The sequence below is a fragment of the Luteolibacter yonseiensis genome, assembly GCF_016595465.1.
Classification (GTDB): Bacteria; Verrucomicrobiota; Verrucomicrobiia; order Verrucomicrobiales; family Akkermansiaceae; genus Luteolibacter; species Luteolibacter yonseiensis.
On the sequence record NZ_JAENIK010000011.1, the window covers coordinates 784,498 to 809,922 of the forward strand.

At 60.5% G+C, this 25,425-nt stretch carries 26 protein-coding genes; 7 read left to right on the forward strand and 19 right to left on the reverse strand.

All coding sequences use genetic code 11. From position 1 onward, the window contains the following. Positions 1–4: 4 nt before the first annotated feature. Both JIN84_RS13225 and JIN84_RS13230 read right to left on the reverse strand, forming a co-directional pair. Positions 5–2,710, reverse strand: coding sequence for a tetratricopeptide repeat protein (locus JIN84_RS13225; protein WP_200351514.1), 2,706 nt, complete (start codon positions 2,708–2,710; stop codon positions 5–7). Positions 2,711–2,771: 61 nt separating this feature from the next. Beyond that, entirely contained in the window at positions 2,772–3,215 is a 444-nt protein-coding gene (locus JIN84_RS13230; RefSeq protein WP_200351515.1) for a hypothetical protein, read from the reverse strand. 106 nt (positions 3,216–3,321) lie between these two features. Here JIN84_RS13230 and JIN84_RS13235 point away from each other — a divergent pair, with 106 nt between their 5' ends. Next, positions 3,322–5,223, forward strand: coding sequence for a RecQ family ATP-dependent DNA helicase (locus JIN84_RS13235; RefSeq protein ID WP_325099600.1), 1,902 nt, complete (start codon positions 3,322–3,324; stop codon positions 5,221–5,223). A gap of 6 nt (positions 5,224–5,229) precedes the next feature. Here the strand turns inward: JIN84_RS13235 and JIN84_RS13240 are convergent, their stop codons facing one another. From JIN84_RS13240 to JIN84_RS13310, 15 genes are all read right to left on the reverse strand, one after another. Continuing rightward, entirely contained in the window at positions 5,230–5,667 is a 438-nt protein-coding gene (locus tag JIN84_RS13240; RefSeq protein ID WP_200351517.1) for a DUF5069 domain-containing protein, read from the reverse strand. Between the two features lie 84 nt (positions 5,668–5,751). Beyond that, positions 5,752–7,053 carry a threonine synthase gene (gene thrC, locus JIN84_RS13245; protein WP_200351518.1) on the reverse strand — a complete coding sequence of 434 codons (1,302 nt, stop codon included), beginning with the start codon at positions 7,051–7,053 and terminating at the stop codon, positions 5,752–5,754. Between the two features lie 67 nt (positions 7,054–7,120). After that, a complete protein-coding gene (locus tag JIN84_RS13250; RefSeq protein ID WP_200351519.1) occupies positions 7,121–8,065 on the reverse strand; it encodes a homoserine kinase in 945 nt (314 codons plus the stop codon). Between the two features lie 71 nt (positions 8,066–8,136). Beyond that, the gene (locus JIN84_RS13255) at positions 8,137–8,517 is read right to left on the reverse strand and encodes a Dabb family protein (protein ID WP_200351520.1); all 381 of its coding nucleotides are present in this window, start codon (positions 8,515–8,517) and stop codon (positions 8,137–8,139) included. A gap of 39 nt (positions 8,518–8,556) precedes the next feature. Further along, a complete protein-coding gene (locus tag JIN84_RS13260) occupies positions 8,557–9,069 on the reverse strand; it encodes a septal ring lytic transglycosylase RlpA family protein (RefSeq protein WP_200351521.1) in 513 nt (170 codons plus the stop codon). Positions 9,070–9,080: 11 nt separating this feature from the next. Next, positions 9,081–9,413, reverse strand: coding sequence for an HU family DNA-binding protein (locus JIN84_RS13265; protein ID WP_200351522.1), 333 nt, complete (start codon positions 9,411–9,413; stop codon positions 9,081–9,083). 206 nt (positions 9,414–9,619) lie between these two features. Then, positions 9,620–10,534: a ribonuclease HIII gene (gene rnhC / locus JIN84_RS13270; protein WP_325099602.1), complete on the reverse strand. Its 915-nt coding sequence runs from the start codon at positions 10,532–10,534 to the stop codon at positions 9,620–9,622. Positions 10,535–10,611: 77 nt separating this feature from the next. Further along, positions 10,612–11,349 (reverse strand): phosphodiester glycosidase family protein, encoded by a 738-nt coding sequence (locus JIN84_RS13275; protein WP_200351524.1) that lies wholly within the window; start codon positions 11,347–11,349, stop codon positions 10,612–10,614. Between the two features lie 41 nt (positions 11,350–11,390). After that, on the reverse strand, positions 11,391–12,542 hold the full coding sequence (locus tag JIN84_RS13280; RefSeq protein WP_200351525.1) for a prenyltransferase/squalene oxidase repeat-containing protein: 1,152 nt from the start codon (positions 12,540–12,542) through the stop codon (positions 11,391–11,393). Then, entirely contained in the window at positions 12,539–13,297 is a 759-nt protein-coding gene (locus JIN84_RS13285) for a YdjY domain-containing protein (protein WP_200351526.1), read from the reverse strand. The genes JIN84_RS13280 and JIN84_RS13285 overlap by 4 nt, the downstream gene beginning before the upstream one ends. Positions 13,298–13,353: 56 nt before the next feature. Beyond that, positions 13,354–14,283: a hypothetical protein gene (locus tag JIN84_RS13290; protein ID WP_200351527.1), complete on the reverse strand. Its 930-nt coding sequence runs from the start codon at positions 14,281–14,283 to the stop codon at positions 13,354–13,356. Positions 14,284–14,404: 121 nt separating this feature from the next. After that, positions 14,405–14,749 carry a 50S ribosomal protein L19 gene (gene rplS / locus JIN84_RS13295; protein WP_200351528.1) on the reverse strand — a complete coding sequence of 115 codons (345 nt, stop codon included), beginning with the start codon at positions 14,747–14,749 and terminating at the stop codon, positions 14,405–14,407. Between the two features lie 122 nt (positions 14,750–14,871). After that, positions 14,872–15,330 carry a phosphoribosyl-AMP cyclohydrolase gene (gene hisI, locus JIN84_RS13300; RefSeq protein WP_200351529.1) on the reverse strand — a complete coding sequence of 153 codons (459 nt, stop codon included), beginning with the start codon at positions 15,328–15,330 and terminating at the stop codon, positions 14,872–14,874. 93 nt (positions 15,331–15,423) lie between these two features. Next, positions 15,424–15,666, reverse strand: a complete 243-nt coding sequence (locus JIN84_RS13305) for a hypothetical protein (protein ID WP_200351530.1) — start codon at positions 15,664–15,666, stop codon at positions 15,424–15,426. Then, complete coding sequence (locus tag JIN84_RS13310) at positions 15,663–16,091, reverse strand: putative toxin-antitoxin system toxin component, PIN family (protein ID WP_200351531.1); 429 nt, start codon at positions 16,089–16,091, stop codon at positions 15,663–15,665. Before JIN84_RS13310 ends, JIN84_RS13305 begins: the two co-directional genes overlap by 4 nt. Positions 16,092–16,225: 134 nt before the next feature. Between JIN84_RS13310 and JIN84_RS13315 the strand changes: the two genes are divergently transcribed. From JIN84_RS13315 to JIN84_RS13340, 6 genes are all read left to right on the forward strand, one after another. Next, a complete protein-coding gene (locus JIN84_RS13315; protein WP_200351532.1) occupies positions 16,226–17,311 on the forward strand; it encodes a glycoside hydrolase family 43 protein in 1,086 nt (361 codons plus the stop codon). 415 nt (positions 17,312–17,726) lie between these two features. Next, positions 17,727–19,775 (forward strand): amidase, encoded by a 2,049-nt coding sequence (locus JIN84_RS13320; RefSeq protein ID WP_200351533.1) that lies wholly within the window; start codon positions 17,727–17,729, stop codon positions 19,773–19,775. Positions 19,776–19,870: 95 nt separating this feature from the next. Next, positions 19,871–21,433, forward strand: coding sequence for a hypothetical protein (locus JIN84_RS13325; RefSeq protein ID WP_200351534.1), 1,563 nt, complete (start codon positions 19,871–19,873; stop codon positions 21,431–21,433). A gap of 147 nt (positions 21,434–21,580) precedes the next feature. Continuing rightward, positions 21,581–22,165 carry a dihydrofolate reductase family protein gene (locus JIN84_RS13330; protein ID WP_200351535.1) on the forward strand — a complete coding sequence of 195 codons (585 nt, stop codon included), beginning with the start codon at positions 21,581–21,583 and terminating at the stop codon, positions 22,163–22,165. Continuing rightward, positions 22,162–22,623 carry a GNAT family N-acetyltransferase gene (locus JIN84_RS13335; protein WP_200351536.1) on the forward strand — a complete coding sequence of 154 codons (462 nt, stop codon included), beginning with the start codon at positions 22,162–22,164 and terminating at the stop codon, positions 22,621–22,623. Before JIN84_RS13330 ends, JIN84_RS13335 begins: the two co-directional genes overlap by 4 nt. A 148-nt stretch (positions 22,624–22,771) precedes the next feature. Further along, the gene (locus JIN84_RS13340; protein WP_200351537.1) at positions 22,772–23,752 is read left to right on the forward strand and encodes a hypothetical protein; all 981 of its coding nucleotides are present in this window, start codon (positions 22,772–22,774) and stop codon (positions 23,750–23,752) included. 11 nt (positions 23,753–23,763) lie between these two features. Here the strand turns inward: JIN84_RS13340 and JIN84_RS13345 are convergent, their stop codons facing one another. Beyond that, positions 23,764–24,636: a DMT family transporter gene (locus JIN84_RS13345; RefSeq protein ID WP_200351538.1), complete on the reverse strand. Its 873-nt coding sequence runs from the start codon at positions 24,634–24,636 to the stop codon at positions 23,764–23,766. A gap of 254 nt (positions 24,637–24,890) precedes the next feature. Next, positions 24,891–25,316, reverse strand: a complete 426-nt coding sequence (locus JIN84_RS13350; RefSeq protein WP_200351539.1) for a Fur family transcriptional regulator — start codon at positions 25,314–25,316, stop codon at positions 24,891–24,893. Between the last annotated feature and the right edge of the window lie 109 nt (positions 25,317–25,425).

The following is a 25,425-nucleotide window of genomic DNA, read 5'->3' on the forward strand; positions in this document are numbered from 1 at the left end:
GCTGTTACCGCATGAACTGGCCGAGGGTGAATTTCAGTTCCTCCGGCCAGTCCAGCGTGTCGAGTGTCGCGGTGTCCGCCCATGCCTTGTCGATTCTGAGGAGGTCTTGGAAATACACCGCAGCATCATCTTGGGCGTCGGATTGAGCCGCTGCGATGGTGAGCAGGGCGGTGGCGTTTTCCAACTTCTCCGCAGGGAAGCCGATGCGCTTTCCTGTGAGCAAAAACTGATAGGCCCGCTCGGAATTTCCCGTCAGCAGGGCGACCCAGCCGGCCCGGATGGCGAAGTTTCCATCCTCGGGAAAACGGTGCATGCCCGCTGTGAGGATTTCCATGGCCTGCTTGGGGTCCATGTTTTCAAAAGCCGTGTAGGCTGCCTCGGCATAGTCGCCGGGAATGGTGGTTTCAACGGGGTGCTCGGTGATGAGTTCGATCCACAGCTCGTGGGCTTTCGCGTAGTCGCCGAGAACGGTCTGGGCCATGGCTTCCGCCCGGATGCACGGTTCCGGCGCGACTCCCAGCTCGCGGGCGGTGGAGGCGAGTTGGAAGGTGGTTTGCGCCTCCTCCTTGTGGATTGAGAAGGCCAGCGCCGCCTGCAGGCAGGCTTCGCCGAAACGGCGCTTGCCCACGGCTTCCACGGTGGCGGGATCTGCCAGACGTTCGGCAACGGCTTTGCGTTCCTCCGGCGCGGCGTTTTCCGGGATGCGGATGGTGGCGAGCACTTCGTTCACGCACCCGCGGATGTTGTCGAGGGCGGGCTGGAAATCCGCCTGCTCCCACCCGTCCCAGTCCTCCCGCAGCCGCACGTCCGCAAGAACCGGGAAAACCTCCGGCCAGACCGAAAGCGCGTCCGCCTTGCGTCCTTGGAGCCATGCGATGCGGGATAGCGATATCCTCCGGAGCAGAGGCGGCAGGTCCTTTGCCTGGGTGAGGCAGGCATCGATCCACTCGTGGATGTCAGACTTCAGCGCGAGCGCGAGCGCGGTCGCCGCGGCAGGGCCTTTTCCGCCTGCTGACTTGATGGCGGCGAGAATGGCAGGGGAGTCGTTGCTGCGGAAAATTTCCTCCATCTTCTCCTGCTCGTGCCATGGGGCGGCTGCCAGATTCTGGGAAAGCCCGATGATCTCCTGCCATGACTTCCCGCTCGCATCCGCATGGGTGAGCCGGTCCCAGAGTGGCAGAAGTTCGGCGGCGGGCGCGGTGCGTTGTTTCGCCGCTTCGAACGCCGCCATGAGTTGGGTGAAATCCAAGCCGGGGAAAACCGAGTTCAGCACATCCTCCCGGCAGGCTGCGAACGCCTTCATGCGTTCTTCAAGGGAGAGGCGGGTGAAGGTCCTGTCCTTTTCGTCATAACGGATGCCGGCGAAGGCTTCGCTGAGATTCTCCAACGCTGTCAAAGCTGCCGTATCCACGGCGGGAGGGGGCGTGGGGTTCTCCGTTTTTGTTGGCAACGGCAGCAGGCGATGGACGGTCAGCATGCCGTTTGCCTCGCCCGTGATGATACGCTGTTCGTCGAACGCCGCCGCAGTGATATCGGAGCCTGTTTCCAACAACGCGTGGGAACCTGTCAGATCCTCCAGCGTTTTTCCCTCGACGAAAAAGGGCGCGTGCTGCGGATCCGCCATCAGGCCTGTCCAGATATTCGGTTGAAGGCTCCACGGAAACCGGTTGATGAGAGCTCTTTCCTCCAGCGAGCCGTCGTCCGCACCTTGATAGGAAATCACCGCCTGCACCGGTGGCTGGTGTGATCCTTGATTCTGGAGCGTCAGCACGGAATTCCCATCAGTGGAAAATTGCGCTTGAAGCAGCTTCACCGGCTCCGCCATGGGCTTGTGACGGATTTCCTCAACAGGAGAAACCGGCATCTCCGTGAGACTGCCATCCGAGTGGATCACCCGCAGTTGTTGCCGGTCCAGCCACGCGGCGAGCGGTTGGGCAGCGGTGGCTGCAACAGGATCCGACGTGCGGATGATCTGGCCCGTTGCCGAATCGCGTAATTTCCAAACGATGGAATGGTCCGCTTCCGAAACAAACGCGGGATGCGCCATCAGCAGTCCATCAGGCGAAAACGAGATGACAGAGGCCGGCGTCATGTCGTCCGGCAGCGGCCCCAGATCGCAGATCGGTTCGAGCGAAACCGCATCGCAGAGCAAGGTGACCGGACCACGCTGGACGACGGCCCGGCGGTGCCCTCCATCAAAGACCAGGCTGCGGGTGATATGGCCCTTCGCTGGGAAAAGCACGCTCTCGATTTTCAGCGTGTCGAGATTCCAGCGCAGGGTGGTGTTCGCGCCGCCCTCCAGGCTGACCCATGCGGAAGAGCCCGCAGTATGAATCTGGCCGATGGGCAGCTTGTGATCGATGGTCAGCTCCGGCAGGTTCCACACCGTATCCAGGAGGATGCGTTCGATCAGGGAGCGGGCTTCCCCGGACGCCGGATCGGCCTTGATCGCTGTGACCAACAGGGAGAGTGCCTCATCCGGCCGCTTTTGATCGAGTTTGGTCTTCGCCACATCGATGCGGGCGCCGGCGAGTTCGGTGGCAAGGTGGTTCACCGGCGACTCCACCGGCGCGGAAGGTTTGGATTTTTCCGCCGTCTTTTCCGCAGGCTTGCAAGCGGTGAGAAAAACAGCGGGAGCCAGAAACGGGACAAGCATCTGCCAGCGGCTGCGATTCCGCGCCGTGGTGGATGGTCTGGATGGCCCGGGCATGTTCTACGGATTCAACGCCGCTGGCGGAGCTTTGTGTCTGTAGGAGCTGCGATGCCTCTCCTCAAAGTCCGCTTTTCTGGATCAGGTCGCGAAGCTGGATCTGGAATTCCTTGATGTCTTCCGGAGTGGGACGGTAGCCCGGCGTGTCGGGATCGAGACCCGGGCGACCGGTCTGGTCGAGCATCCAGACGCCGGTCTCTCCGTCGCTGAAAGTCACTTTTCCGCTGACCAGCGCGCCGGGCAGTGTCAGGGTGTCCATGGTGGTGGTGACGGTGCCGGTCGGGACAGGCGCGGGTTTTTCCTCCTCCTCTTTCTTCACAACCTTCGGCTCCTCGATCAGCTCGATGCCGAGGTCGAGAATCAGAAACCGGGTGTCCATGTAGGTGAGGGTATGGTCGAAGTCGTCCTTGAGACGGCGTTGGAGGTCGGACATCGTGGCTCCCTCGGCGGCCCATTGTTTGAGGGCTTCTTTTTGTTCCTGAGTGAGTTTGCTGGCGCTGAACATGCCGTGTTTTCGGATTTGTGCGACGTGTTGCCAAGCCTCAACCATCGGAAAAGGCGCGAGTTCCATTCCCGCTTGCCACCGCGTCGGGGAAACGGAAACTCGCGGGGTGCTTTCCACCCTCCGCGAACACTTCGGCCACGATGATTTCCGTGGTGGACAGGAACCGGTTGTCCGCGCGCTGATGGAGGGACGCTCCGCCCTCGCGGTTTTTCCGACGGGAGGGGGGAAATCCCTGTGTTACCAGCTCCCGGCGCTGCTGCTGGATGGCCTCACCCTCGTTGTTTCCCCTTTGATCGCATTGATGCGGGACCAGGTGGACGCGCTCGCTGCGAAAGGGATCCCCGCCGCGCGGCTGGATTCCACCTTGGATGCGGAACAAGTGCGCGAGGTTTATTCGAGACTGGAAGCGAGCTCGCTCAAATTGCTCTACATCGCGCCCGAGCGATTCGCGAACGAATCATTCCGCAAGAAACTCGGGAAACTGCCCATCCGGCTCATCGCCATCGACGAAGCGCATTGTATTTCCGAGTGGGGGCATAATTTCCGGCCGGACTACCTCAAGCTGGCCAAGATCTGCCGCCGCCTGAAAATTCCACGGGTTCTTTGTCTGACGGCTACCGCGACGCCGAAGGTCGCGCGTGACATCCGCAAGGCATTCCGCATCGCCGCCGCCGACCATGTACAGTTGAGTTTTCACAGGCAGAACCTCGATCTGCGGGTGACGCCATGCACCGTGGAGGAAAGGAAATCCTTGTTATTGGAGAAATTGAACGTTGTGGATGGTGCGGCGGTGGTCTACGTCACGCGCCAGGAGACCGCCGAAGAAGTGGCAACCTTTCTGGCGAAAAACGGACTTCCCGCCCGCGCCTATCACGCGGGGTTGCCCGCCGAATTCCGGGCGGACGCGCAGAACGCGTTCATGGCCGGGAAAACACGCGTCATCGTCGCGACCATCGCGTTCGGCATGGGAATCGACAAGTCGGACATCCGCGCGGTGTTCCACTACAACCTGCCGAAAAGCCTGGAAAACCACACCCAGGAAATCGGTCGCGCCGGACGGGATGGCGGGTATGCCCTCTGCGAAATGCTCGCCTGCGGTGATGACCTGACGGTTCTGGAGAATTTCATCCATTCGGACACGCCATCGCCTCGAGCGCTTTCCAATCTTGTAGACAGGGTGCTGCGGCTCGGTCCGGCGTTCGATGTTTCACCCTACGAACTCTCCACCATTTGCGACATCCGGCCAAGCGTGGTTTCCACTGTCATGACCTATCTGGAAATCGATGGCATGATCGAAGCCACTGGAAGTTTCTACGGGAGCTATCGGGCGAAACTGCTCAACACCCGGGACAAGATTCTGGCAGGTCGTTCACCTGCGGAGCGGAAATTCATCCGGCAGCTTCTTGATGCCGGAGAAATGAAGCGCTGGTGGCTTTGTTTCCAACCGACCTTGCTCGCCGGAAAGTTCGACTGTTCGCGGGAAAAGGTGGTGGGCGTGCTCAACGACCTCCACTCCGCCGGAGACATCATGCTCAAGGTCTCGGGCCTGCGGCAGGGATACAAGCTCAGGAAAGATCCGGGCGACATCAGGGAGCTCACCGCTGGTTTGGTGGAGAAGTTCCAAGCCCGCGAACAATCGGACCTCGCGCGGCTTCGCCAGGTTCTGGGGATCTCGGCCTATCGAGGGTGCCTGACGGGCTATTTGACCAAGCACTTCGGTGAGACTCTGGCGGAGCCCTGCGGGCATTGCGACCGTTGCCGGGGTGTTCCCGCCAAGACCGTCAAACGTCCGAAAGTCAGAAGACCCACGGATGAGGAACTGATCGCGGTGAAAACCCTGATGGATGAAAAACACGCGGCGCTCAATACGCCGCGGCAGCTCGCGAAGTTCCTATGCGGCATGGCAAGTCCCGCCGCCACGCGGGCGCGGCTGACGCGGAACAATGCGTTTGGTTTGCTCGCGGATCTGCCCTTTTCGGACGTGTTGATGATCGCGGAGGCCGCGTGACGGGAGTTACTTCGCGTAGCTCGCCTTGTCGTCGGCTTCGAGATAGTCGAAAAGAGTGCTGGTGGCAGGATCAACACCGGCTTCCTTACAGACGCCGATGAACCATTCCTTTTTCTCCGGATTGTCGTAAGGGCGGGCCGCTTCGGCGCTGTCCGACCACGCGGTTTTCTCCTCTTCTGTTTTCGGAGTTCCGTTGGCATCCAGCCATGCGGCGATCTCTTCGTTCGAGGCTCCGTCTTCCAGCAATTTTTTCACATCGGAGCCTTGGACGCCTTTGAACCCGAAGAGGAAATTGTCGAGCGGGCAATCAAAGTGGAATTCCCCGACGGTTCCGGCGAGGGTGGCGCGCCCCTTGTCCGCCATGCGGGCGAGGATGGCATATCCGGCGGTGCGGACGCGTGGGCTTGTCGGCGCTTCTTTTGTCAGATCTTTTGCAGTGCTCATGTTGGTGAGTTGGTTCGTAGGTTGAGCCGTCACCAAACGCCGGGTATCCGGGTTGTCAAATGACGAAATCGAAGCGTCGGAACCTCATTTGAAGGAGACGAGCCAATCCCGGAACGCGGCCTTGTCGGCAGGCAGGAGAGTGGCGACCTTTTCGCGCTGGGCGAGGATGGCGAGCCGCGCGGGGATCTCGATGCTGTTCGGCCCAAGCTCGTTTTCCATGACATCAGGGAACTTGGCCGGGTGTGCGGTTTCCAGCGTGATCGTCGGGCTGGTGGGGTGGGAGGCGCGCCATTTCTGTGCGGCGAGCCAACCGACGGCACCATGCGGGTCGATCTCATATTGGTGCAGCGCCTTCACCGTACGGATGGCCGCGCGGGTCTGGTCGTCGGTGAAGGTCATGCCGGAGATGCGGGATTTCATGGCATCCCAGGATCCGCCGAAGAGGGCCTGCATGCGGACGAAATTGGATGGGGCTCCGACATCCATGGCGTTGGAGATCGTCGGAACGCTGGGGCGTGGATTGTATTGTCCTGAGCGGAGGAATTCCGGCACCACGTCGTTCTTGTTTGTCGCGGCGACGAAGTGTTCGACCGGCAGGCCCAGCTGCATGGCGAGCAGGCCGGCGGTCAGGTTTCCGAAATTCCCGGACGGGATGACAAATGTTGGCTTCACGCCCTCCGGCAGTTGGCGCGCCGCGTGGATGTAGTAGAAGCTCTGTGGAACGAGGCGGGCGAGATTGATCGAGTTCGCGGAGGTGAGATTGAGGGTTTCCGCCAGCTCACGGTCCAGGAAGGCGGATTTCACCAGCGCCTGGCAATCGTCGAAAGTGCCTTGGATTTCCAAGGCCGTGATGTTTCCTCCGAGCGCGGTGAGTTGTTTTTCCTGAAGTCCGGAAACCTTTCCTTGTGGATAGAGGATGATGACACGCGTGCCGGGGACGTTGTGGAAGGCCGATGCGACGGCTCCGCCGGTGTCTCCGGAAGTCGCCACGAGAACGGTCAGTTCCCGATCGTCATCACGGGTGAGCCAGGCCATGAGGCGAGCCATGAATCGTGCGCCGAAATCCTTGAACGCGAGGGTCGGGCCATGGAAAAGTTCGAGAATGTGATCGCCCGGTCCGAGCGTGACCAATGGCGCATCGAATGAAAGCGTGCCTTCGACGATGTCCACGAGCGCCTGTGGCGGCACGTCCTCACCGAAGAACGCATCCGCCACGGCGATGCCGATTTCCTGAAAACTCAGTTCGCGCCAGATTTGCCAGAACGAGGAATCCAGCACCGGCAGCGTGTCCGGCATGTAGAGGCCATTGTCCGGCGGCAGCGAGCGGAGGATGGCTTCCTTGAGGTCGACCTGGTGGGAGGGGTTGTTGGTGGAGTGGTAAAGCACGGTGAAATGAAGTTTGCTGGTTTACAGTGTCCGGTTTTCAGGGGAAATCGAACACCGTCGGAGTCATTCAACTTTCGATCACATGCACGCCCGTCGGGTTGATCCGCGAGACATAGGCCTGGTTTTCAATCGGAATCGCGTGGAAGACCTTGCTGATTGCATCGGCGACCTTGTGGGCGATTTCCTCTCCCTCGCAGAGCGCGAAGACGGAGGGGCCGGCACCGGAAATCGAAAAGCCGAGGGCTCCGGCGGAGATGGCGGCGCGTTTGGCCTTGTAGAAATCCGGGATGAGCTTCTGGCGGCGGGGTTCGGCGATGACGTCGTGGATCGAGCGGGAAATGAGGCCGTAGTCTTCCTGGATCAGTCCGCACAGCAGTCCGCCGAGGTTGCCGATCTGCTGGGTGGCGTTTTCGAGGGGGATCTCTTTTGGCAGGATTCCCCGGGCCACCTTGGTCAGAACCTCGATATCGGGGTGGACGACGGCGGCCCAGAGGTTTTTCGGTGCGGGGATCTGGGCGAAGTCGAGTTCGTCGTTCGAGCGGATGAAAACGATGCCGCCGAAGAGGCAGGGGGCGACGTTGTCCGCGTGCCAAGCACCGTCCGCGGAGGCTTCACCCGCCATGGCGAATGGCAGGAGCTGTTTTTTCGTAAGCGGCTCGCCGATGAGTTTGTTCACGGCGAATGCTCCGGCGACCGACGAGGCGGACGACGATCCGAGGCCGGAACCGAAAGGCATCTTCTTGTGGATCTCCATTTCGATGCCGCGGTCCGTCATGCCGAGATGCTTGAGCAGGTCCAGGGCTGCGACTCCGGCGCAGTTTTGCGTGGGGTTTTTCGGGAGCTTGCCACCGTCTCCGGTAATTTGCGTGATGTGCAGGCCGGGTTTGTCACAATGGCGGACCACGATTTCATCGCCGGGAGAGTCGATGGCGAAGCCGAGGACATCATAACCGCAGGCGACGTTGGCCACCGTGGCGGGGGCGAACACGCGAATTTCTGAAGAATTGGACATAGTGGAAGCGCTCCCGAGGAGCGGACGCAGTCTGCGGGCGGATGTCCGGTTTGTTCAAGTCCGGAAACCTGTCACCTGACAATGTCGTAGACCACGATCTTCTTCGTCAGCGGCTTGAGCACCTCGTTCACCTTCTTCACGTGGAACGGGTGGGTTTCATACGTGTGCAGGGACTTTTCCGAATCGAAACGAACGGTCAGGCCGACATCGAACGAATCGTCCACCACCGGACGTTCGCTGGCAAGGGCTGTGCCGGCATCAAGGAACTTGATGCCGGGGATGACCCGCAATTCGGAACATGCATCAAGCAGCGCCTGACGGTCCGCCGTATTTCCAGGCCGTTTCTGCCACATGAGGACGACGTGATCCACGGTCCCGTGTGAGGCGGGCGGAGAGATGGTGGCGCAGGAAACGAGGGAAAGGGAGGCGGCGAGACAGAGCGGGAATTTCATGGATTTCGCGTTGCTGATACGGACAGGTGCGGATTTTTCTTAGAAAAAGAAAAACCGCTTCTTCTTCCGCTTGTAAGAGCCGTCGCCTACCGAAATGACCTCCATGTGGGTGGTGGTCAGGCCCTGGCCCTTGAAGCCGAGTTTCTTTGCCGCGCGGGGAGAGACATCGAGCACGCGGTTTCCGATGAAGGGGCCGCGGTCGTTGATGCGAAGCTTCACGGATTTCCCGTTTTCGACGTTGGTCACTTTCACCAGGCAGGGGAGGGGAAGGGTCTTGTGGGCTCCGATCAGATGCCACGGCATGACCTTCTCACCCAGGGAGGTGGTGCCGCGCTTCAGACCGAAGAATTTCGACTCATTATACCACGAGCACGTCCCGGTTTCCTCGAAGTCGAGGGCCTCCTCCACGCTCATGGGGTGATAGGTCTGGCCGCGCACGGTATAACTGCGCGTCTGGTAACCATCATAGCCTCCGGGACGGGAGAAACATGAGGTACAAATGAAAACCGCCGCGCTGCAAACGGCAGCGAGGCGGAGGTTAGGGTTTTTCAAGTGGGTTGAAATCACGCTTTGCGCTCGCGGATGACTTGGAGGGTGGTGGCGACTTTTTCCTTCATCTCCTTGCCGGGTTTGAATTTCACCGCGGCGCGGGCGGGGATTGGAACGTCCTTGCCGGGATCCTTCGGGTTGCGGCCGATCTTGGCTTTCATTTCACGGACTTGGAACGCACCGAAATTCCGCATCACGACGGTGTCGCCATGTGCGAGGGATTCGGTGATCTCGTCGATGAGGGTTTGAACCACTTCCAGTACGTCTTGTTGGGTGATTTCGAGACCTTTTGCGCCGAGTTGGTCGGTGATTTTGATAACGAGTTCTCGTTTGGTGATGGTTGCCATTTTAAATAGGGACAGTGTTGAGAATTAAGGGTGTGCGCAGATTTAAGCATGCTTCGGGCCGGGTTGTCGCGCCTAAAATCACCTCAATTGATGCGATTTTCATGCCAGCGCCCGAACAAACGTCAAACCCTGCATAGATTGCAGGAAAATGACACAAATCGGAACAAATGTGTCATTTCGCGGACGAGCCGTCACCAAAAAGGCCGTCACTCCGGAGTGCCCAGAATCACCTGGGTCGTTTTGAAATGCAGTTTCGCCACTTTTCCGAGAGCGTCGGGACCGTGTTTCGCGATCAATTCCCGCGCCGCCGATACCACGGAATCGGAGGCCCCAAGAGGAAGCCTCACCCCGCTGGCGGCCGAGGTTTTATCCATCCAGTCGATGAAGCGTTCCCGAGCGAGAATGGAGGCCGCGGCGACGGCGGTGTCGGACTCTCCTTTGGTGCGTTGCTCCAGTTGAATGGTCAGGTTCTTCTCCTTGAGAGCGCGTTGGAGGATTTCCGGGCGGGCGAATTGGTCGCTCAGGGTGCGCGGGCAGTCCGGGCGAGCGGCAGCGAGGTTCTCGATGGCCCGGGCGTGGCCCCATGCGAGCAGACGGTTGAGATTTCGGAACGACGCATGCATCGAGTTATAGCGCTCGGGACCGATGGCGACGACGGTGGTGGCGCAGCCTGGGGTGGAACGGATGATCTCCGCGAGCTTGCGGATGCGGGCGGCACTGGTCACACGCTTGGAATCCATGATCCCGGCATCGATCAGGCGGCGGGCGATGATGGCGTCCGTGTAAGCCCCGGCAATGACCAGCGGACCGAAATAATCTCCTTTTCCGCTCTCATCGATGCCGAAATGTGGTTCGAATTTGTCCGGCTCGAGGATCTCCTCATAACCTAGCTTCGCCTCGCCGATGATTTCCGGTTCCAGTGTGAAGCGGATGAAGTCCTCAGTTTCCTTGCCTTGGATCAACACCTTCGGTCCCTTTTCGTAGACGGTGACGTTCAACTTGCCCTTTTTGGCGGAAAACAGCGCATGTGGTTTCTCCGTGAAATCGAAACCCTGCCGTATCAATGCCTGGCGGAGGAGTTCGGCCTGGGCGGAGGTGAGCGGCGCGGTGTGGGTGGTCACGGGCGGCAACCGTCGCGTTTTTGCGGGTTCAAATCAAGGCGTGCGTTTCGGGCCGGCTGAATCCGGCGTTCCATGCCTCACTCCGCCACCACGAACATCGCACCGAAGAGATTGCTGTCGACGGGGCTCGTGGGATTCACCGCCATTTGGGAAATGTCACCGTCGAGAAAAAGCGCGTTCCGGCATCCGAGCTGGAGGAACAGTCCGGCGAAATTCCAGAAATTCACCACCTCGCCTTTGGCGGTGATGGCGAAGACAAGACGTTTTTCGTCATCCACTCCCACACCATTGCGAGGCAGCCTGCTGGCGGATCCTTGGTTGAATGCCGGGTGCCGCCTGCCATCGATGAGGAGCAGCGGACCGGATTGAATGGCCCAGCCGGGCTTGGGTGCGGGCTCAATTCTGGGAAATGAAGCGGCATCGATGATGGCGGGTTCCGTTTGGCCCACCCCGGAAGCGGTATGGAGGACCCCGTTCGGCTTGAGAAAAAAGTTCCCCGGAGCGTCCGCGAGATTGAGCGGATGGAGTGTCTTCTGGTTTTCCACATGCAGCCCGCTGGGAATCCCGCCAGGCTCGAAGATCCCGGCGTTCATGATGAACTTCACGGTTTGCCCTTTCCGCGAGAAGGCGGATTGCACCTTGTCGAAGCTGCGGTAGGGCTCGCCCTTTTCATCCTTCCAAACCACTTGCACGCGGGCGGCCGGCACGCGGACAACCCGGAATCTCACTCCGGAAAACAGGATGCTCTCTTCCGTGACCCCGGCACCGAAGGCGGTGCCGAGGGTGAGGAAGATCAGAAGAGCGGCGCGGATCATGGGGTGCCAAAGAGCGGTTCGATCAGGCCGGGCCTGCCATTTCATTTCTCCGGGATCGCGTCGTAGATTTGCTCGAGCGAGAGCACTGTGTAGGCGGTGACGAGCACAGGGTTGGACTCCATCCAGCGGGCGTTCTCGTTCACCCACGAGCCGTTCTCACGCTGGGTGGCGAGCAGTTTTTCGCCGAGTTCCTTGCGCCAGTCCGCCTCTTTGCCTCCTTCCAGTTTCAGGGTGGTGACATTCGCGGCGGCGAGGGCCTTGGACATGGTTTGGTAATAGTAATACAAACCTTGAGCGCCCATGCCGGGGTTTTCCGTGACCGTGTAGTTCTTGCCGAGCCATTCCTTGACGGCGACCACGCGGGGATCGTCCGCGCTGACTTTCGCGTAAACGAAGGAGAGCAGGCCGGCGTAGGAAATGGAGCCATACGAACGCAGGGCGGTGCGCCCGTCCGGCAGCTTGTCTTCACCGGCCTTGCTGTCGCCGGGAGTGTAGATGAAGCCACCCTTGTTTTTCTCGTCATCGGATGCCCATGGCTGGTCGTTGGTTTTGGTGAGATTCTGGCTGCGGGAAAGGAAGGTCACCGCGGCATCCCAATCGAGATCCGGCTGGTCGCCGTGTTTCCCGTCCTCGATGACCTTTTTCGAAAGCGCGATCGCCTCGATGGCGAGGTAGGTGTTCGACATGTCGGTATGGTCGTTCTTCGAGCCGTAGCCGACACCGCCGTCGTTGGGATTGTCCGTTTCCTTTTTCTTGCCGATGTCCCACTGGTTGTCGATGAGGTGTTTGCGGGCCTTGACGATGGCCGGCTCGTAGCCCTCCCGCCCCGCCGAGACGAGCGCGGTCACGGAGGTGGCGGTGTTATAGACGGACAAGCCGCGGTTGTAGATCCCGCCGTCATCCTTTTGTTGGCCGAGCAACCAGGTGTAGCCCTTTTCGACCGATTCGGGAAACGGGGCCTTGCGGTCGAAATTCGGATCGCGCGTGGCGGCGGTCAGGGCGAGGGCGGTGAAGGCCGGGATGCCTTCGTCGTCCCAGTGGCCCGCGGGCTTTTGCTGGGATTTCAACCAGGCATTGCCCCGGGCGATGGCCTGGCGCATTTCCTGTTTCAGCGAAAGATAGCGGTTGGGAGCTGTTTCGGCGGCAGAGCCGAGGGCGGTGCCGAGGATGACGAGGGAGGTGATGAGTTTCATGGTTTCGGGATGGGTTTTGCGTTTTGGTAAGGGGTGATGATGACCGTGACCGCGGTGCCTGCGGCGGGGACGCGTTTCGGGAAAGGCGCCCAGACGTCGTCGTTGTCATAGTCCGTGCCCGGATAGTTCAGGATCGAGGCCATGGACATGAAAATGGAGACGATGTCGCCGGATGTCTCCGGAGCATACTTGCCGTTGTTGAAATCCGAACCGCCGTAGACCCACGGGCCTGCGGGCATGGAGGTGGTTTTCACCTCATGTTGGATCCACTCGTTCACCGGCACGCGGCGGACTTTTTCGCCCTCCTTCCATTCCACATCGATGGCGACACGGGCCGCTGCCTTGATCTCCGGCGGCACGACGGGGAGTTCGCCGGAAAGGCCTCCGGTTCCATTCGGCAGGGGATAGAGTTCGCGGGATGGTGGGTAGCGCAGCAGTGTGAACGCGAGATTCAGATGCGTGGGGGAGATTTCCGTGGCGAGCAGCGCTTCGTGGATTTTGCCGTTCTTGTGAACGACGAGGAATTCCAGCAGACCCTCGGTCATGTTCACCACGGTGGGGAACCGGATCTCCCGTGTCTTTTCGTCGAAGATGACCTCGCCGATCTGGTAGCGCGTGCCATCAAGTTTCTTCACGGATGGCTTCACCGGTTCCGCGGTCTTTTCTGCCTCGGGAGAAGGGGCGGGGGGGGGCGCTTCCTGTGCCAGCGCCAGGGTGGCGATCGCCGGGACGAGGATGAAAAGACGTGCGGTCATCGAAGTGAATGGGAGGTAACGTTCGGTCCGGCCGGGAAATTAGAAAAAATGGCAACTTAGGGTTGTTTTTTCGGAGGAAGATTGAGTCCGGCGGCAAATTCACTCCAGCAGAGCCGCGTCACCCGGAAGTTCAACGCGCTTTGCGGGTCTTCCCCTTCCGCCAACGCGGCGATGGGAGTGTAGGCGGTGGTGCGGACCAACTGACTCTGGATCAATAGAAAAGCGGTTTTCAGAATTTCCGCCCTCAGTGTTTCCGGAGACTTCGCCGTGAAGGAGAGAACCTCCGTGGACGACGGCTTTTTCACCGATCCCGCCAGCCAGAGGGCGACGGGAGCGGGGCCCTTTCCGGACTTGCTGGTTTTTCCCGCATTCACCACGGCCTTCACCTTCACGATGCCGGACGACGCCGCCTCCAGATCGTGCGCGATCCCGGTGAGGACGGGCGTCAGTGTCTTGACGTTCGTTTTCCCGGTGCTGGCGTAGAGGATGATCGGAATCATCGCCTCGGGGGTGGTATTCCACTCCGGCAGCGTCGGCCGAAGCCGCCGGATTGAGGAAATGGCACCCGCCGCCTGTGCCGCGTCGGGCCTCGCGAGGTCGATCACCCGTTCCCATGCGAGCAAGGCTCGTGGAAAATCGCCTTTTTCCTCGAGCGCGTTCGCAAGCTCGATCAGGTGCTCTGTTCCCTGGGGCACTCTCTCTCCATATTGTTGAAGGATTGGCGGGGTGGCCAGATCCCCCAGATCGATCTCCGGCTTCGGCGGCTCGGGGGGCGGGGGAGGAGGTTCGGGTTCCTTCACCACCACGGGCGGGACGACTGCCGCGATTTCCTCCGGAGGCAGCTCCGCCTCCACCCGGAGACGCACCTCCTCCAGCTTCGCGGCGGATGGTGGCGTCATGAAGTCCATATGCCGGGTGTTCTTCCACCACACCCCGCCACAGACGGTGATGACGAGCAGAATGACGACGGGGATTGGAATTCGCACACGGGAAACCTGCCCCGGAGTCCGCCTTCCGAAAAGCGGAAATCTCCGTGACACCTGAAAAACAAAACACCCCGCCTGGAAAACCAAGCGGGGCGTCCTGATGAAATTTTTCCGATGCGGATCAGTCGGCGCTCTTCACGAGGAGGGCGCGCTTGCCCACGCGCTCGCGGAGGTAGTGCAGTTTCGCGCGGCGGACCTTGCCACGGTTCGTGACCTCGATCTTGGCGATACGGGGGGTGTGGAGAGGGAAGACGCGCTCGACGCCCTCGCCGTAGGAAATCTTGCGAACGGTGAACGAGGCGTTCACGCCGGAACCGCCACGGGCGATCACGAGGCCAGCGAAGATCTGGACACGCTCTTTACCACCTTCAACAACGCGGCAATGAACCTTCACGGTGTCACCGACGTTGAACTCGGCGACGTCTTGCTTCAATTGCTCTGACTCGATCTTCTTAATGATGTGCATGGGGTCCTCCTTCGCGGAAAATGAATGTGCTGCCAGCGGTGTCTGTGCGGTGTGCCCTGACGCGCGGGGCGGGAGAGCTAGTGGATCTGTTTCGGATTTGCAACCGCGAAATTGATCGAATTTCAGTGTTTCCCATAAACGGCCGCCGGATCGAACGATTTTTCGCCCCCGATCTGCTCCAATTTCGCCGTGCCGCCCGCCGTCGCAGGCACCACTTTCCGGTAAAAACACGAGTTCCGGCCCGTGTGGCAGGCTCCCGCGCCGATCTGCTCGACGACGACGACCAGGGCGTCCTGATCGCAGTCCGTCCGGATCTCCACGACCCGTTGGATGTGACCGGAGGTCGCTCCCTTGTGCCAGAATTCCTTGCGCGAGCGGGACCAGTACACCGCTTCGCCGATCTCCAGAGTGCGGCGCAGCGACTCCGCGTTCATGTAAGCCAGCATCAGCGGCTCCTTCGTCGTCGCATCCACCGCCATCGCAGGGATGAGGCCGTCCGCGTCGAATTTCGGGGCGAAATCAGCGCCTTCCTCGATCTCCGCCTTACCACCCCGCAGGGCAAACACGTTCTGCGTATCCATGCGGGGACCGTGAAACGGGGCATGCGGCGTGTCCAGTCCAGAGTCTGGAGGGAAACCTGTCCTGAGTTTGTTTCTGCCGGATTGTGAAAAGTTTCAAGATGGAGATTTGTCCGAAGCCGTGGAGAATGCCGCATCCAGCGTATTCAGCACGGCGAGGCCTTTTGCCGCCGAGCCTCGTGCGGCAATGGCTCGGAAACGGGTTTCCGCATCGAACTCCACAATGCTGATGGTGGCGAGCTCCTCCATCAGCTTGTTGACGCTGATGTCGCGGTGCTTCGCAAGCTGGCGGAGACGGGCGTGTTTGTCGTCTGGCAGGCGGATGGTGAGCGTGCTCATGGGAGTGTGGATATGAATTGGGCCGGAGTCTGTATTTTAAGCTCGGGGAAACGTAACTGTCCGTGAAGGAGACCTTTGAGATTGTGGGTGACGATTGCTTCGGCTGAGCCTGCGAGCGCGAGTTCGATAAGGTGGTTGTCTGCCTCGTCAGGGAGGTTCGGCCGCCAGAGGTAATACACTTTGATCCAATCCGCCACAGAAAGCAACGCGTCGAAAAGCGCCAACTGCTCATCTTTCGGAATGGGGCTTTTCGCCATCAGTTCAGGTCGTGAAAGCAAGTCCTCGTATTCATGGAAAAGGGCGGCCCCCATGATCGCACGAACCCTGCCTGAGAGGCAGGCTCTCAGGATTTCCCGATTTTGGCCAGCCGGGCTCAAGATGGCGCCGATGAAAACATTGGTATCCACAACTATGCGGGGAGGCATGTGTTTTGATAGCACATATGATGGCATTATGCCAATATCAAAATTCGAGAGAGACTGCCGGATCCGTTCTTCCCCCCATAAGTGGGAGTTCGAAATTCTTGCCCGGTCCTTGGCGCATCCGCTATTCCTCAGGGATGAAAAAATTCATCGCCTTCGGGTTTTTAGCTCTTTCTGTCTGTGTTTTCGGGAAAGAAACCAAGCCCGCCACCGCAATCCGCCCCGGCGAGGTGTGGCTGGATACCGATGGTAAAATGGTCAACGCCCACGGCGGCGGCATCCTTTTCCATGCGGGCACCTATTACTGGTATGGGGAGATCAAGGAGGGAAAGACCTACCTTCCCGAGGTGAACAAGTCCTGGGGCGGCACCCGGGTCGATGTCGTCGGGGTCTCCTGCTATTCCTCGAAGGATCTGCTTGCCTGGAAAAACGAGGGAAACGTCCTGCCTGCCGTCCCCGGTACGGATCTCGACCCGAAGCTCGTGCTCGAACGCCCCAAGGTCGTCTATAATGCCAAAACGAAGAAATTCGTCCTCTGGTTCCACAGTGATTCCCTGAACTACGCCGCTGCGAAGGCGGGCGTCGCCACCAGTGACTCGCCCACCGGTCCCTTCACCTACCATGGCAGTTTCCGGCCGCATGCGAACCAATGGCCGGTCGGCGTCACCGAAGAGCAGAAAGCGGACGAAAAGAGCCAGCTGGTGAAGGATTTCTCCGTCGGTCAGATGGTCCGCGACCTTACCGTCTTCGTGGATGACGATGGAAAAGCCTACCTTTTCGCCGCGTCCGAGGGGAATCCCACCATGCAGATCTCCGAACTCACCGAAGACTATTTGAAAACCACCGGAAAATACATCCGCATCTGTGAAGGCCGTTCGATGGAAGCTCCCGCGGTTTTCAAGCGCGAGGGCAAATATCACATGATCGCCTCCGGCTGCACCGCATGGGCGCCGAACGCCGCCCGCTCGGTCGTGGCCGACAGCATCTGGGGTCCGTGGAAGGAACTCGAAAATCCCTGCAAGGGTGAAAAGGCCGACATTTCCTTTTTCTCCCAATCCACCTACGTCCTTCCCGTCCACGGCAAGCCGGACCAGTTCATCTTCATGGGGGACCGCTGGATCAAGGACGACCTCGCCGACTCCCGTTATATCTGGCTGCCCATCACGTTCACCGAAAAGGGCCAGCCGGAAATCCGCTGGCATGACTCCTGGAGCATCAGGTAAGGGCACGGGGACGAGGTGTTGGCGCATGATAAATGGCCTGCATGCGGAATTCCTCGAGACGGCCTCCATGATTGTGATTCATCATGGAGGCTCGTCTCAAGTCAAGCGGCTCATCCCATATCTGGGGAACAAAGATCCTGGCACTTTTAAAGCCCTATGACGTTGTTGCCGGACCCGGGAAACCGGGGTGTCCTTCTGATTTTATTTCTAACGAAAATAGGATTGGGAAAGATCCGATCATATGATTAGTGATCAGCAAATTGGGTGATAAATTCACCGCATAATAGATGACGTTGAAGATGATCCGGCGCTGCGGTGACCGCACTTTCCGTCGTTGGATCCGCCGCTAATGGCATGATAGCTGCATTCTTGGGTTCCGCCTCCAACCACCAAGAATAATAAAACCAGAGTTATCATGATCTTTTTAAAATGCCATCACCTGTGGCGGAACCGTCTTTCCGCGGCCGCTGCGATCGGATTGGGAATCTCCGCGGCCCATGCGGACAAGACGGTGCCCTTCGTTTTGGAAGACTCCACCATGGAAGATGTCCAGAAAGCCATGGACGCAGGGGCGCTCACCAGCGTGGAGCTGTCCTTGCTCTATATGAACCGGATCGAGGCATACGACCGCAACGGACTCACGTTGAACACGGTTCCCGCCATCAATCCCCGTCTCATCGCGGAAGCCGCGCGGGCCGACCGCCTGCGTGCCAACGGTCAAAAACTGGGCCCGTTGCAAGGCATCCCGTTCACCGCGAAAGGCAGCTTCAATTTCGAAGGGCTTCCGAATACCGACGGGATCACCGCATGGGCGGACCTGTATCCACAGGAGTCTTGTTTCGTCATCGACAAACTCCAGGATGCGGGAGCGGTGTTCCTCGGCCACGCCAATCTCGACGCGTTCCAGTCGTCCACTTCCCAAGCGCTGTCCCAGGTATGGGGACTCGCAAGGAATCCTTATAATCCGGAGTTCCGCACCGGCGGGAGCAGTGGTGGTTCCGGCGCGGCCACCGGCGGCAACCTTTCCTTCTTCTCTCTCGGTGGCGAGACCGGAGGTTCCGTCCGCAGCCCCTCCGACCGGGGCGGTATCGTGGGCATCAAGACCAGCAACGCGCTCATCTCGGTGAGAGGGCTCGCTCCCCTCGCGTGGGATCGGGACGTGGTGGGACCGATGGCCCGCCATGCGCAGGACACCGCGCACATCATGGATGCCGCCACGGTCACGGACCCCGATGACATCTGGGCTTCGGTGGACGTGATCCCCGGCCGCGCCAAGCCGACCGGCTACTCCGCCACCGCCGCTTCCACGACTCTCGCGGGCAAACGCCTCGGCGTCCCGGTGAACATGCTGGGGAACTCCACAGGCAGCGTCGCGGATGAGATCCGCGCCCTCTTCGCCCAAGCCCGAGCGGACCTCCAGGCCGCGGGCGCGACCATCGTGGAAGTGACGGTGCCGCCCGAACTGGACATCTCCTTCACCGGACGCAGGGCCTCCGTTCCCCAGTCCGTGCTGGTCCCTCCGACCCGGAAACTCTACTCTCCGGTGAACACCGATCTCACGGGAAACATGGTCGGCAGCTCGCGGGGCTATCCGTTCAAGACTTTCCTCGAGGCTGTGCTGGCAACTCCGGCCGACACTCCGGAGACCCTCCACAGCAAGGTGGTCGCGAGGATTTCGCCGGTGACCCAGCTCACCCAGTCCTCGCGTGACGCCATCGCGAACAAGACCACCTTCGGACCGACCGCGCCGGACGCGGTCGAGCATTTCCTCGCGGTCCGCTATCAGATCCTGGACTACGAGGCGTTCCTCGCCGCGAACAATCTCGACGCGCTCATCATGCCGACGGCTCCGGTCAAGACCAGCACGGGTATCACCCTTCCACCCATCTCGCGGGCACTGGTGAACTCCTTCTCCAACCCCTTCGTCACCGTCCCCATGGGCACCGTCAACATTCCCTTGAACGCCACCACCACGGCGGAGCCCAGCACGCTGGGTTTCATGGGACGCTTCTGGGGTGATGACAAGGTGCTGGGAATCGCGGCCGCATATGAGGCCGCCACCCGCCATCGGGTGAATTCGCCACTTGTCCCTCCCCTTGAAGGTGAGAACTTCAACTATGTGGTGAAGGAGATCGTCCCGCCGATCCATCCTCCGATCATCAACCTCCAGAGCAAGGCGGTTGTCAAAGGCAAGGGCAAGAACCTGCGGCTGGTGGTTTCCGGCACGATCACCAAGGATGCGTCGCTGAAATCCATCAAGGTCACCATCGGCGGCAAACGTGTTCCTGTCAGCGGCATGGCCAAATGGAATGCGGTGATCGGTCTGGGTGACCTGCAGAAACGGATCAACTCCCGTTCGAACACCGTCAGCGTCACCGTTCTGGTGAAGGACAGCGTGGGCAACACCAGCGCCGTGATCCGCAACGTCAAGCTCCCCAATCTGAAAAAACTGGTCCGTCTTTAACCGGTCCGTGACCCGACTCCAAGGCGGCGGAAATCCGCCGGGTTCCCGCCGCCTTTACTTCCCCCGGGGATCGACCCGCTTCCGCAAACCAACCCATGTCCCGTTCCAGAAAATTCCGCAAATCCATCCGCCACACCGCGATCGCGGTCTGTCTGATTCTTGCCACCGCGCTATGGCTCAACCATGGAACCGGTGACCGGCAGGACTCCCGTCCGATCTCCGGTCTCAAGGATGGATCCGCCCAAACACGTGCCTCTGCCATCGAAACGGAAATGCTCCGGCGCATCGAGGCTTCTCCAGCAAGCGACTATCCCTCGCTGATGCGGAGCATCCTGCTCGTCAAGGATCCCCGGACACAACAATCGCTGATCGCCAGTCTCATGCGGCGTTGGCTGGAGACGGACATGGAGTCCTTCACCGCATTTCTCGACGATGCGGAGGTCGAAGGCGAGCAAATCTGGAGTCGTCTCACTCCGGGTTTTCTGGCCTCCCTGGACCAGCTTTCGCCGGAAACCGCCGGCTCATACCAACTTCGCGACCTCGTCACACGGATTATCTCCAGATATGCCGTCTCGGATCCTTTGAAGGCGCTCGCCGCGGCCAGACAGCATCTCACGGAAAACAATCTCGACTCCGCGCTGGCAGCCATCGCCACCGAACTGGTCAAGGTCGACCCCGCGGCCGCCATCGCCCTGGTCTCCGAAGTCAGGTCCATGGCGAATCGCATGGATGCGGCGACCGGTGTGGGCTTGGTCATCGGAGAAACCGATCCGGAGTTCGCGCTGTCCTGGGTCAGGAGTCTGGCCCTTGAATCGGAGCAGGCCTTCGCGCTGTCGGCCGTTCTTACCGGCATGACCAATCGGGACGTCACCCGGGCGGCGGAGGAATATCAGAATTCGGTAGAGGAGATGAAGGAGGCTTTCCGGGAACGTGTGCTCGCGGAGCGTGAGGCATCCGGCACCAGTACCGAAGAGGAATATGAAGGCCTGACCGCAGAGGAAATCCTCAAGGCGGAGCTCGCCAAGCCCAATCCGAATCTCATCTACATGGAGAAGGCCGCCTATGCCATCGGCTCCTCGCTTGCCCAGGATAGCCCACAAGCGGCGCTCGACTGGGCGAGATCGCTCGACATTTCCCAAGGGCGGGTGGTGGCGATGGAAGCCGTTTTCGAGGAGTGGGCCGGCAGCGAACCGGAAGCGGCGTTCCGCAACTATCTTCTGGAACCCGCACGCCGCCCCGAACTCATGGAGAGCATCTTCGGGACCTGGGCCGCCATGGATGCCGCGGCGGCATCCACCGCCGCGCTTTCCCTCGTTCCGGGACTTGAAAGGGACTTCGCGGTCGAAGGAGTCGCGCGCGGGCGGGTCGAAGCGGGAGATTCTCTTGAACAGATCGCCGGATGGTCTGACGAGCTGGCTTCCGCGAGCGAGAAAGACCGTGTGAGGGCCGTGGTCGCTTCAGAGGCTTCGTTCGACAATCCGGTGTTCGCATGGGAACAGATCCGGCAGATGGGAAACAACGCGAAACGCGCGGAGCTGTTTGGCGATGTCTTTCCCAGCCTTGTGGAAAACAATCCGAAGGTCGCCCGCAGCGCCCTTTCCAGCATCCGTTTGTCCCAGGTGGAGACTGAATATTTCGAAACGATGTTGGAACGGTAGGAGCCTTGTGATCCGGAAACATGGCACCGTGTTTCCGGGAAAGTCCCGCCGTTCGCGGTCGCGGTGGAACAGAATCACAACCGGGTGTCATTCCTGTTTCCGGATGGAAGCGGGGAGTGTATGGGTGGCCGGAGCATCCGCCCGTTCATGAAAACACAGTATTACACGGCCACCAGTCTTGATGGATTTCTCGCCACCGAGGATGATTCGTTGGAATGGTTGTTTCCGCTGGGGAACATCAATGATTCCAGCTATCCCGAATTCATTGGAGAAGTGGGGGCGTTGGCGATGGGTTCCTCCACTTATGAGTGGATGCTGCGCCATGCCGAGCAGGTCACGGCGGAAACAGGATCTCCCTGGCCCTACAGCCAACCGGTGTGGGTGTTCACAAGCCGCCCGCTTTCTCCGGTCGAAGGAGCGGACATCCGTTTTGTGAAAGGAGATGTGAGGCTGGTTTATTCACAAATGCGGGAGGCCGCGGCTGGGAAAAACATCTGGGTCGTGGGAGGTGGGGATCTGGCCGGGCAATTTCACGATGCGGGCCTGCTGGATGAAATCATTGTCCAAGTGGGTTCGGCGACTTTGGGCAAGGGAAAGCCCTTGTTTCCCCGCCGGGTGCTGAGTCCCGTGCTGCGACTGGTATCGGTGCGCCAGATGGGAAGCGGGATGGCGGAACTACGCTATGAGGTGGCGGGAAAAACGGGAGAGGATGATACGCTCACAACGCCATGACGATCCGACGCTACCTGCTTGGGGACGAGCATGACGTGTGGGATGTCTATTTCCGGGCGACTCACGAATCGAATTCCCGCGACTGCCATCAGGACCTGCTTCACCGGTGGGCTCCTGCCGATCAGGACATGGGGGAGTGGCGCGAGCGCTGCATCCTGAAAAGTCCGTTCCTCGCGATGGTGGACGACCGTATCGTGGGATTGGCGGAACTGGAGAAAGATGGGTTCGTGGATTATTTTTATGTGAGCCCTGATTTCCAAGGACAGGGGATCGGTTCCGGATTGCTTGTCAGGCTGGAAGAAGAGGCTCGGGGAATGGGATTGCCGCGACTCACCGCGGAGGTGAGCCTGACGGCGAAGGACTTTTTCGAGTCGAGGGGTTTCGTGGTTACGGAAGCGAGAATGAACCTGATCATCGGGCACCCTGCTCCGAATTTCGCGATGACAAAGGAGCTTTGAACTCCTTGGAGTTTTTCTCCCCGTGACGGCCGGGTGGTGAACGATTTGCGGTTTTTCCGTCCCTCCGGCGCACATTTCAGCATTGCCACGGAAGGGGTTCGGGAGACGATGGCGGCGCATGGCGTATTTGGCTGACAGAGCTTATGAGATGATCTCCTCCGCACACGGGCGGGGCAGGCTGGCGCACGCGTTCCTCATCAGCGGGGCGCATGGCAGCGGAAAGGAAAATTTGGCAGCCCGCCTGATCCAACTGGTGAACGGGGGGGGCGAGTCGGGAGGCATCGACCTTTTCGGCGAGCCGGTGGTTGTGGAGACTCCTCCGCTGGACGAGCTGGAGAGCGGCTGGGTGCGCATCGTGCGGCCCCGCATGAAATCCAGGCGCATCGGTGTGGATGAGATCCGGGATCTGGAACAAACGCTGCATCTCGCCGCGCCGGGGGGGGCTTTCAAGGTGGGGGTCATCACCGAGGCGGACCGCATGAACGACCAGGCGGCGAACGCATTTTTGAAAACACTGGAAGAACCGCCGCAGAATACGCTGCTGCTCCTGCTGACGGCGAATCCACAGCGGCTGCTGCCGACGATCCTTTCCCGTTGCGTGCGGCTGCCGTTGCTCGGCGGACGGGCGTTGCTGGCGGACGGCGGTGCGGAGCTTGTCGCCGCCCTGAACGCCGCGGCGTCGCGGGGCTTCGGCACGCCGGTGGCGGCGCTGCACCTGAAGGCGGTTTTCGCTTCGTTCTTGTCGGACTTCCGCGAGCAGGCGGACGCCGCGGCGAAGGCGGCGGAGAAAGAAGAGGTCTCCGCGTATCGCGATGGCACGGACGGCAGGTGGTTGAAGGAGCGGGAGGATTTTCACAAGGCCGCCGCGGAGGCGGAATATCTGGACGGGCGGAACCGCCTCTTCGACGTGCTGATGGCCTGGATGGCGGATCTCCTGCGGATGAAGGTGGATGCCGGGGGACTGGATTTCCCCGAGTCGGCACCCGCCTTGCGCGGCATCGCCGGATCGGAGACGGAGGCACGCCTGCTCCAGCGGATGGAGGCGCTGGATTCCCTGCGGCGGACCCTTGAGACAAACGCCTTCGAGCCGCTGGCGATCGAGGTGGGGTTCCTGAAGGCCTTCGGCTAGCCTCCCCGGTCTCACCGCGCCATCACCACCCGCCACGTGGCCAGCAGCGTGAGCGCGCCGCCCGCCATCTGGATGGCATGGAACCGCTCGCCGAAGATGAGGAAGCTTCCCACCGCCGTCGTCAGTGGCAGCAGCATCTGCAACGATGATCCCCGGGATACCGACATGAACTGATAGGCCCGTGTCATGATGAGCTGGGCGAAGGTGACGATGACCGCCCCTGCCGCCAGTCCCACCCAGGCCGCCGCGGGCAGGACGGGGAGCTTCACCACGGCGGGTGCGGCGATGGCGATGCTGTAAACGGCCTGCGAGGCATAGATCGTCGCCGGGTGCTCCTCATGGCGCAGCCGCCGGATGATCACGATGACCCACCCGGAGCCGACCGCTCCCGCCAGCGCCAGCCAATCGTATGGCGCGGGAGCGCCCAGGCGGCCGTTGTCACTCAGGAAAACGACCAGTCCGCAGAAGCCGACGAGCATCCATGCCATCGCGGCGCGGTTGAGATGTTCCTTCAGCCAGACCGCGGCGATGATGCTGGCGAAGATCGGGTAGGTGAGATTGATGATGACGGCCCTTCCCGCTCCCAGCTTGATGACGGTGATATAGAACGCGACCGTGCTGAGCGCGCCGACGATGCCCCGCGTGACGATGAGCCTGCCCTTGAACAGCCGCATCGGATTCAACCCGCGGCCGAATCCGAAAAGAGCGAACACCACCGCGATGCCCACCGTGCCACGGAACAGCATGGCCACCCAGCCGTCCGCCCCGGGGAAGTGGAGGGCGACGGCGCGGATCGTCAGGGTGTTCGTCGCGAAAAGGACGACGGACGCGAGCATCCATGAGATGCTGCGGCGGTCGAAGGAGTCATCGTTTTTCAAGTGCATGTCGGTGTCCGGTGGAAACCGGAACATCCGGGCGACAGGCGGGACTCGGATCGATTCCCCGGAACCTGCCGCGTGGCGGGCGTTCCGGAGAGGGTGCGGTGTTTTTCCGCTCAGTCTCCATGCGCCTGCACCTGCCGCCAAATCATGGCGGCGGGGGCTTTAACTCGGAGACTGGCGAGGGAAATCATCGGGCGGAGGATGTGGCAGGGATTCAAACCGACGTCAATCCCGCAACCGGAAATCAGACGGTTTCCTCAGGCGCACTTCGGACACACGCCGAAGAATTCCAACTCGTGGTAGAGATTCCGGAAACCGGTTTTCTCGCGGATCTCATCCTCCAACTGGTGCACGGGGCAGGGGGCCTTGATCGGCTCGATGCTGCCGCAACTCGTGCAAATCAGGTAGTCGCTGTGTTTTCCCGGAACAAGCAGGGTGAAGTAGGCCGCCCGCTCGTGGAGGCCCAGGCGGCGGACCACGCTGTGCTCGGCGAGCCGCTGCAGCAGGCGGAAAACGGTGGCCTTGTCGCATTGCTCGGTGAGGCGCTTGGAGGTTGCAAGTTCGGTGAGCGTCATCGGCCGCGCGCTTTCCAGCAACGTGCTGATGAGTTCCTCCAGCGCCTTGGTGCGGCGGAGTCCCGCCTGGCGGCAGCGCTCGATGGTTTCCTTGACGACGGGATTCATGACTGGCGGGAACGTAACAGCGGATGATCCCAAAACAAGCACTTGTCCGATACATGAAATAGAGGGGCCGCAACGGATGGGAGGAAATGGTGAACGGCACCGCTACCGT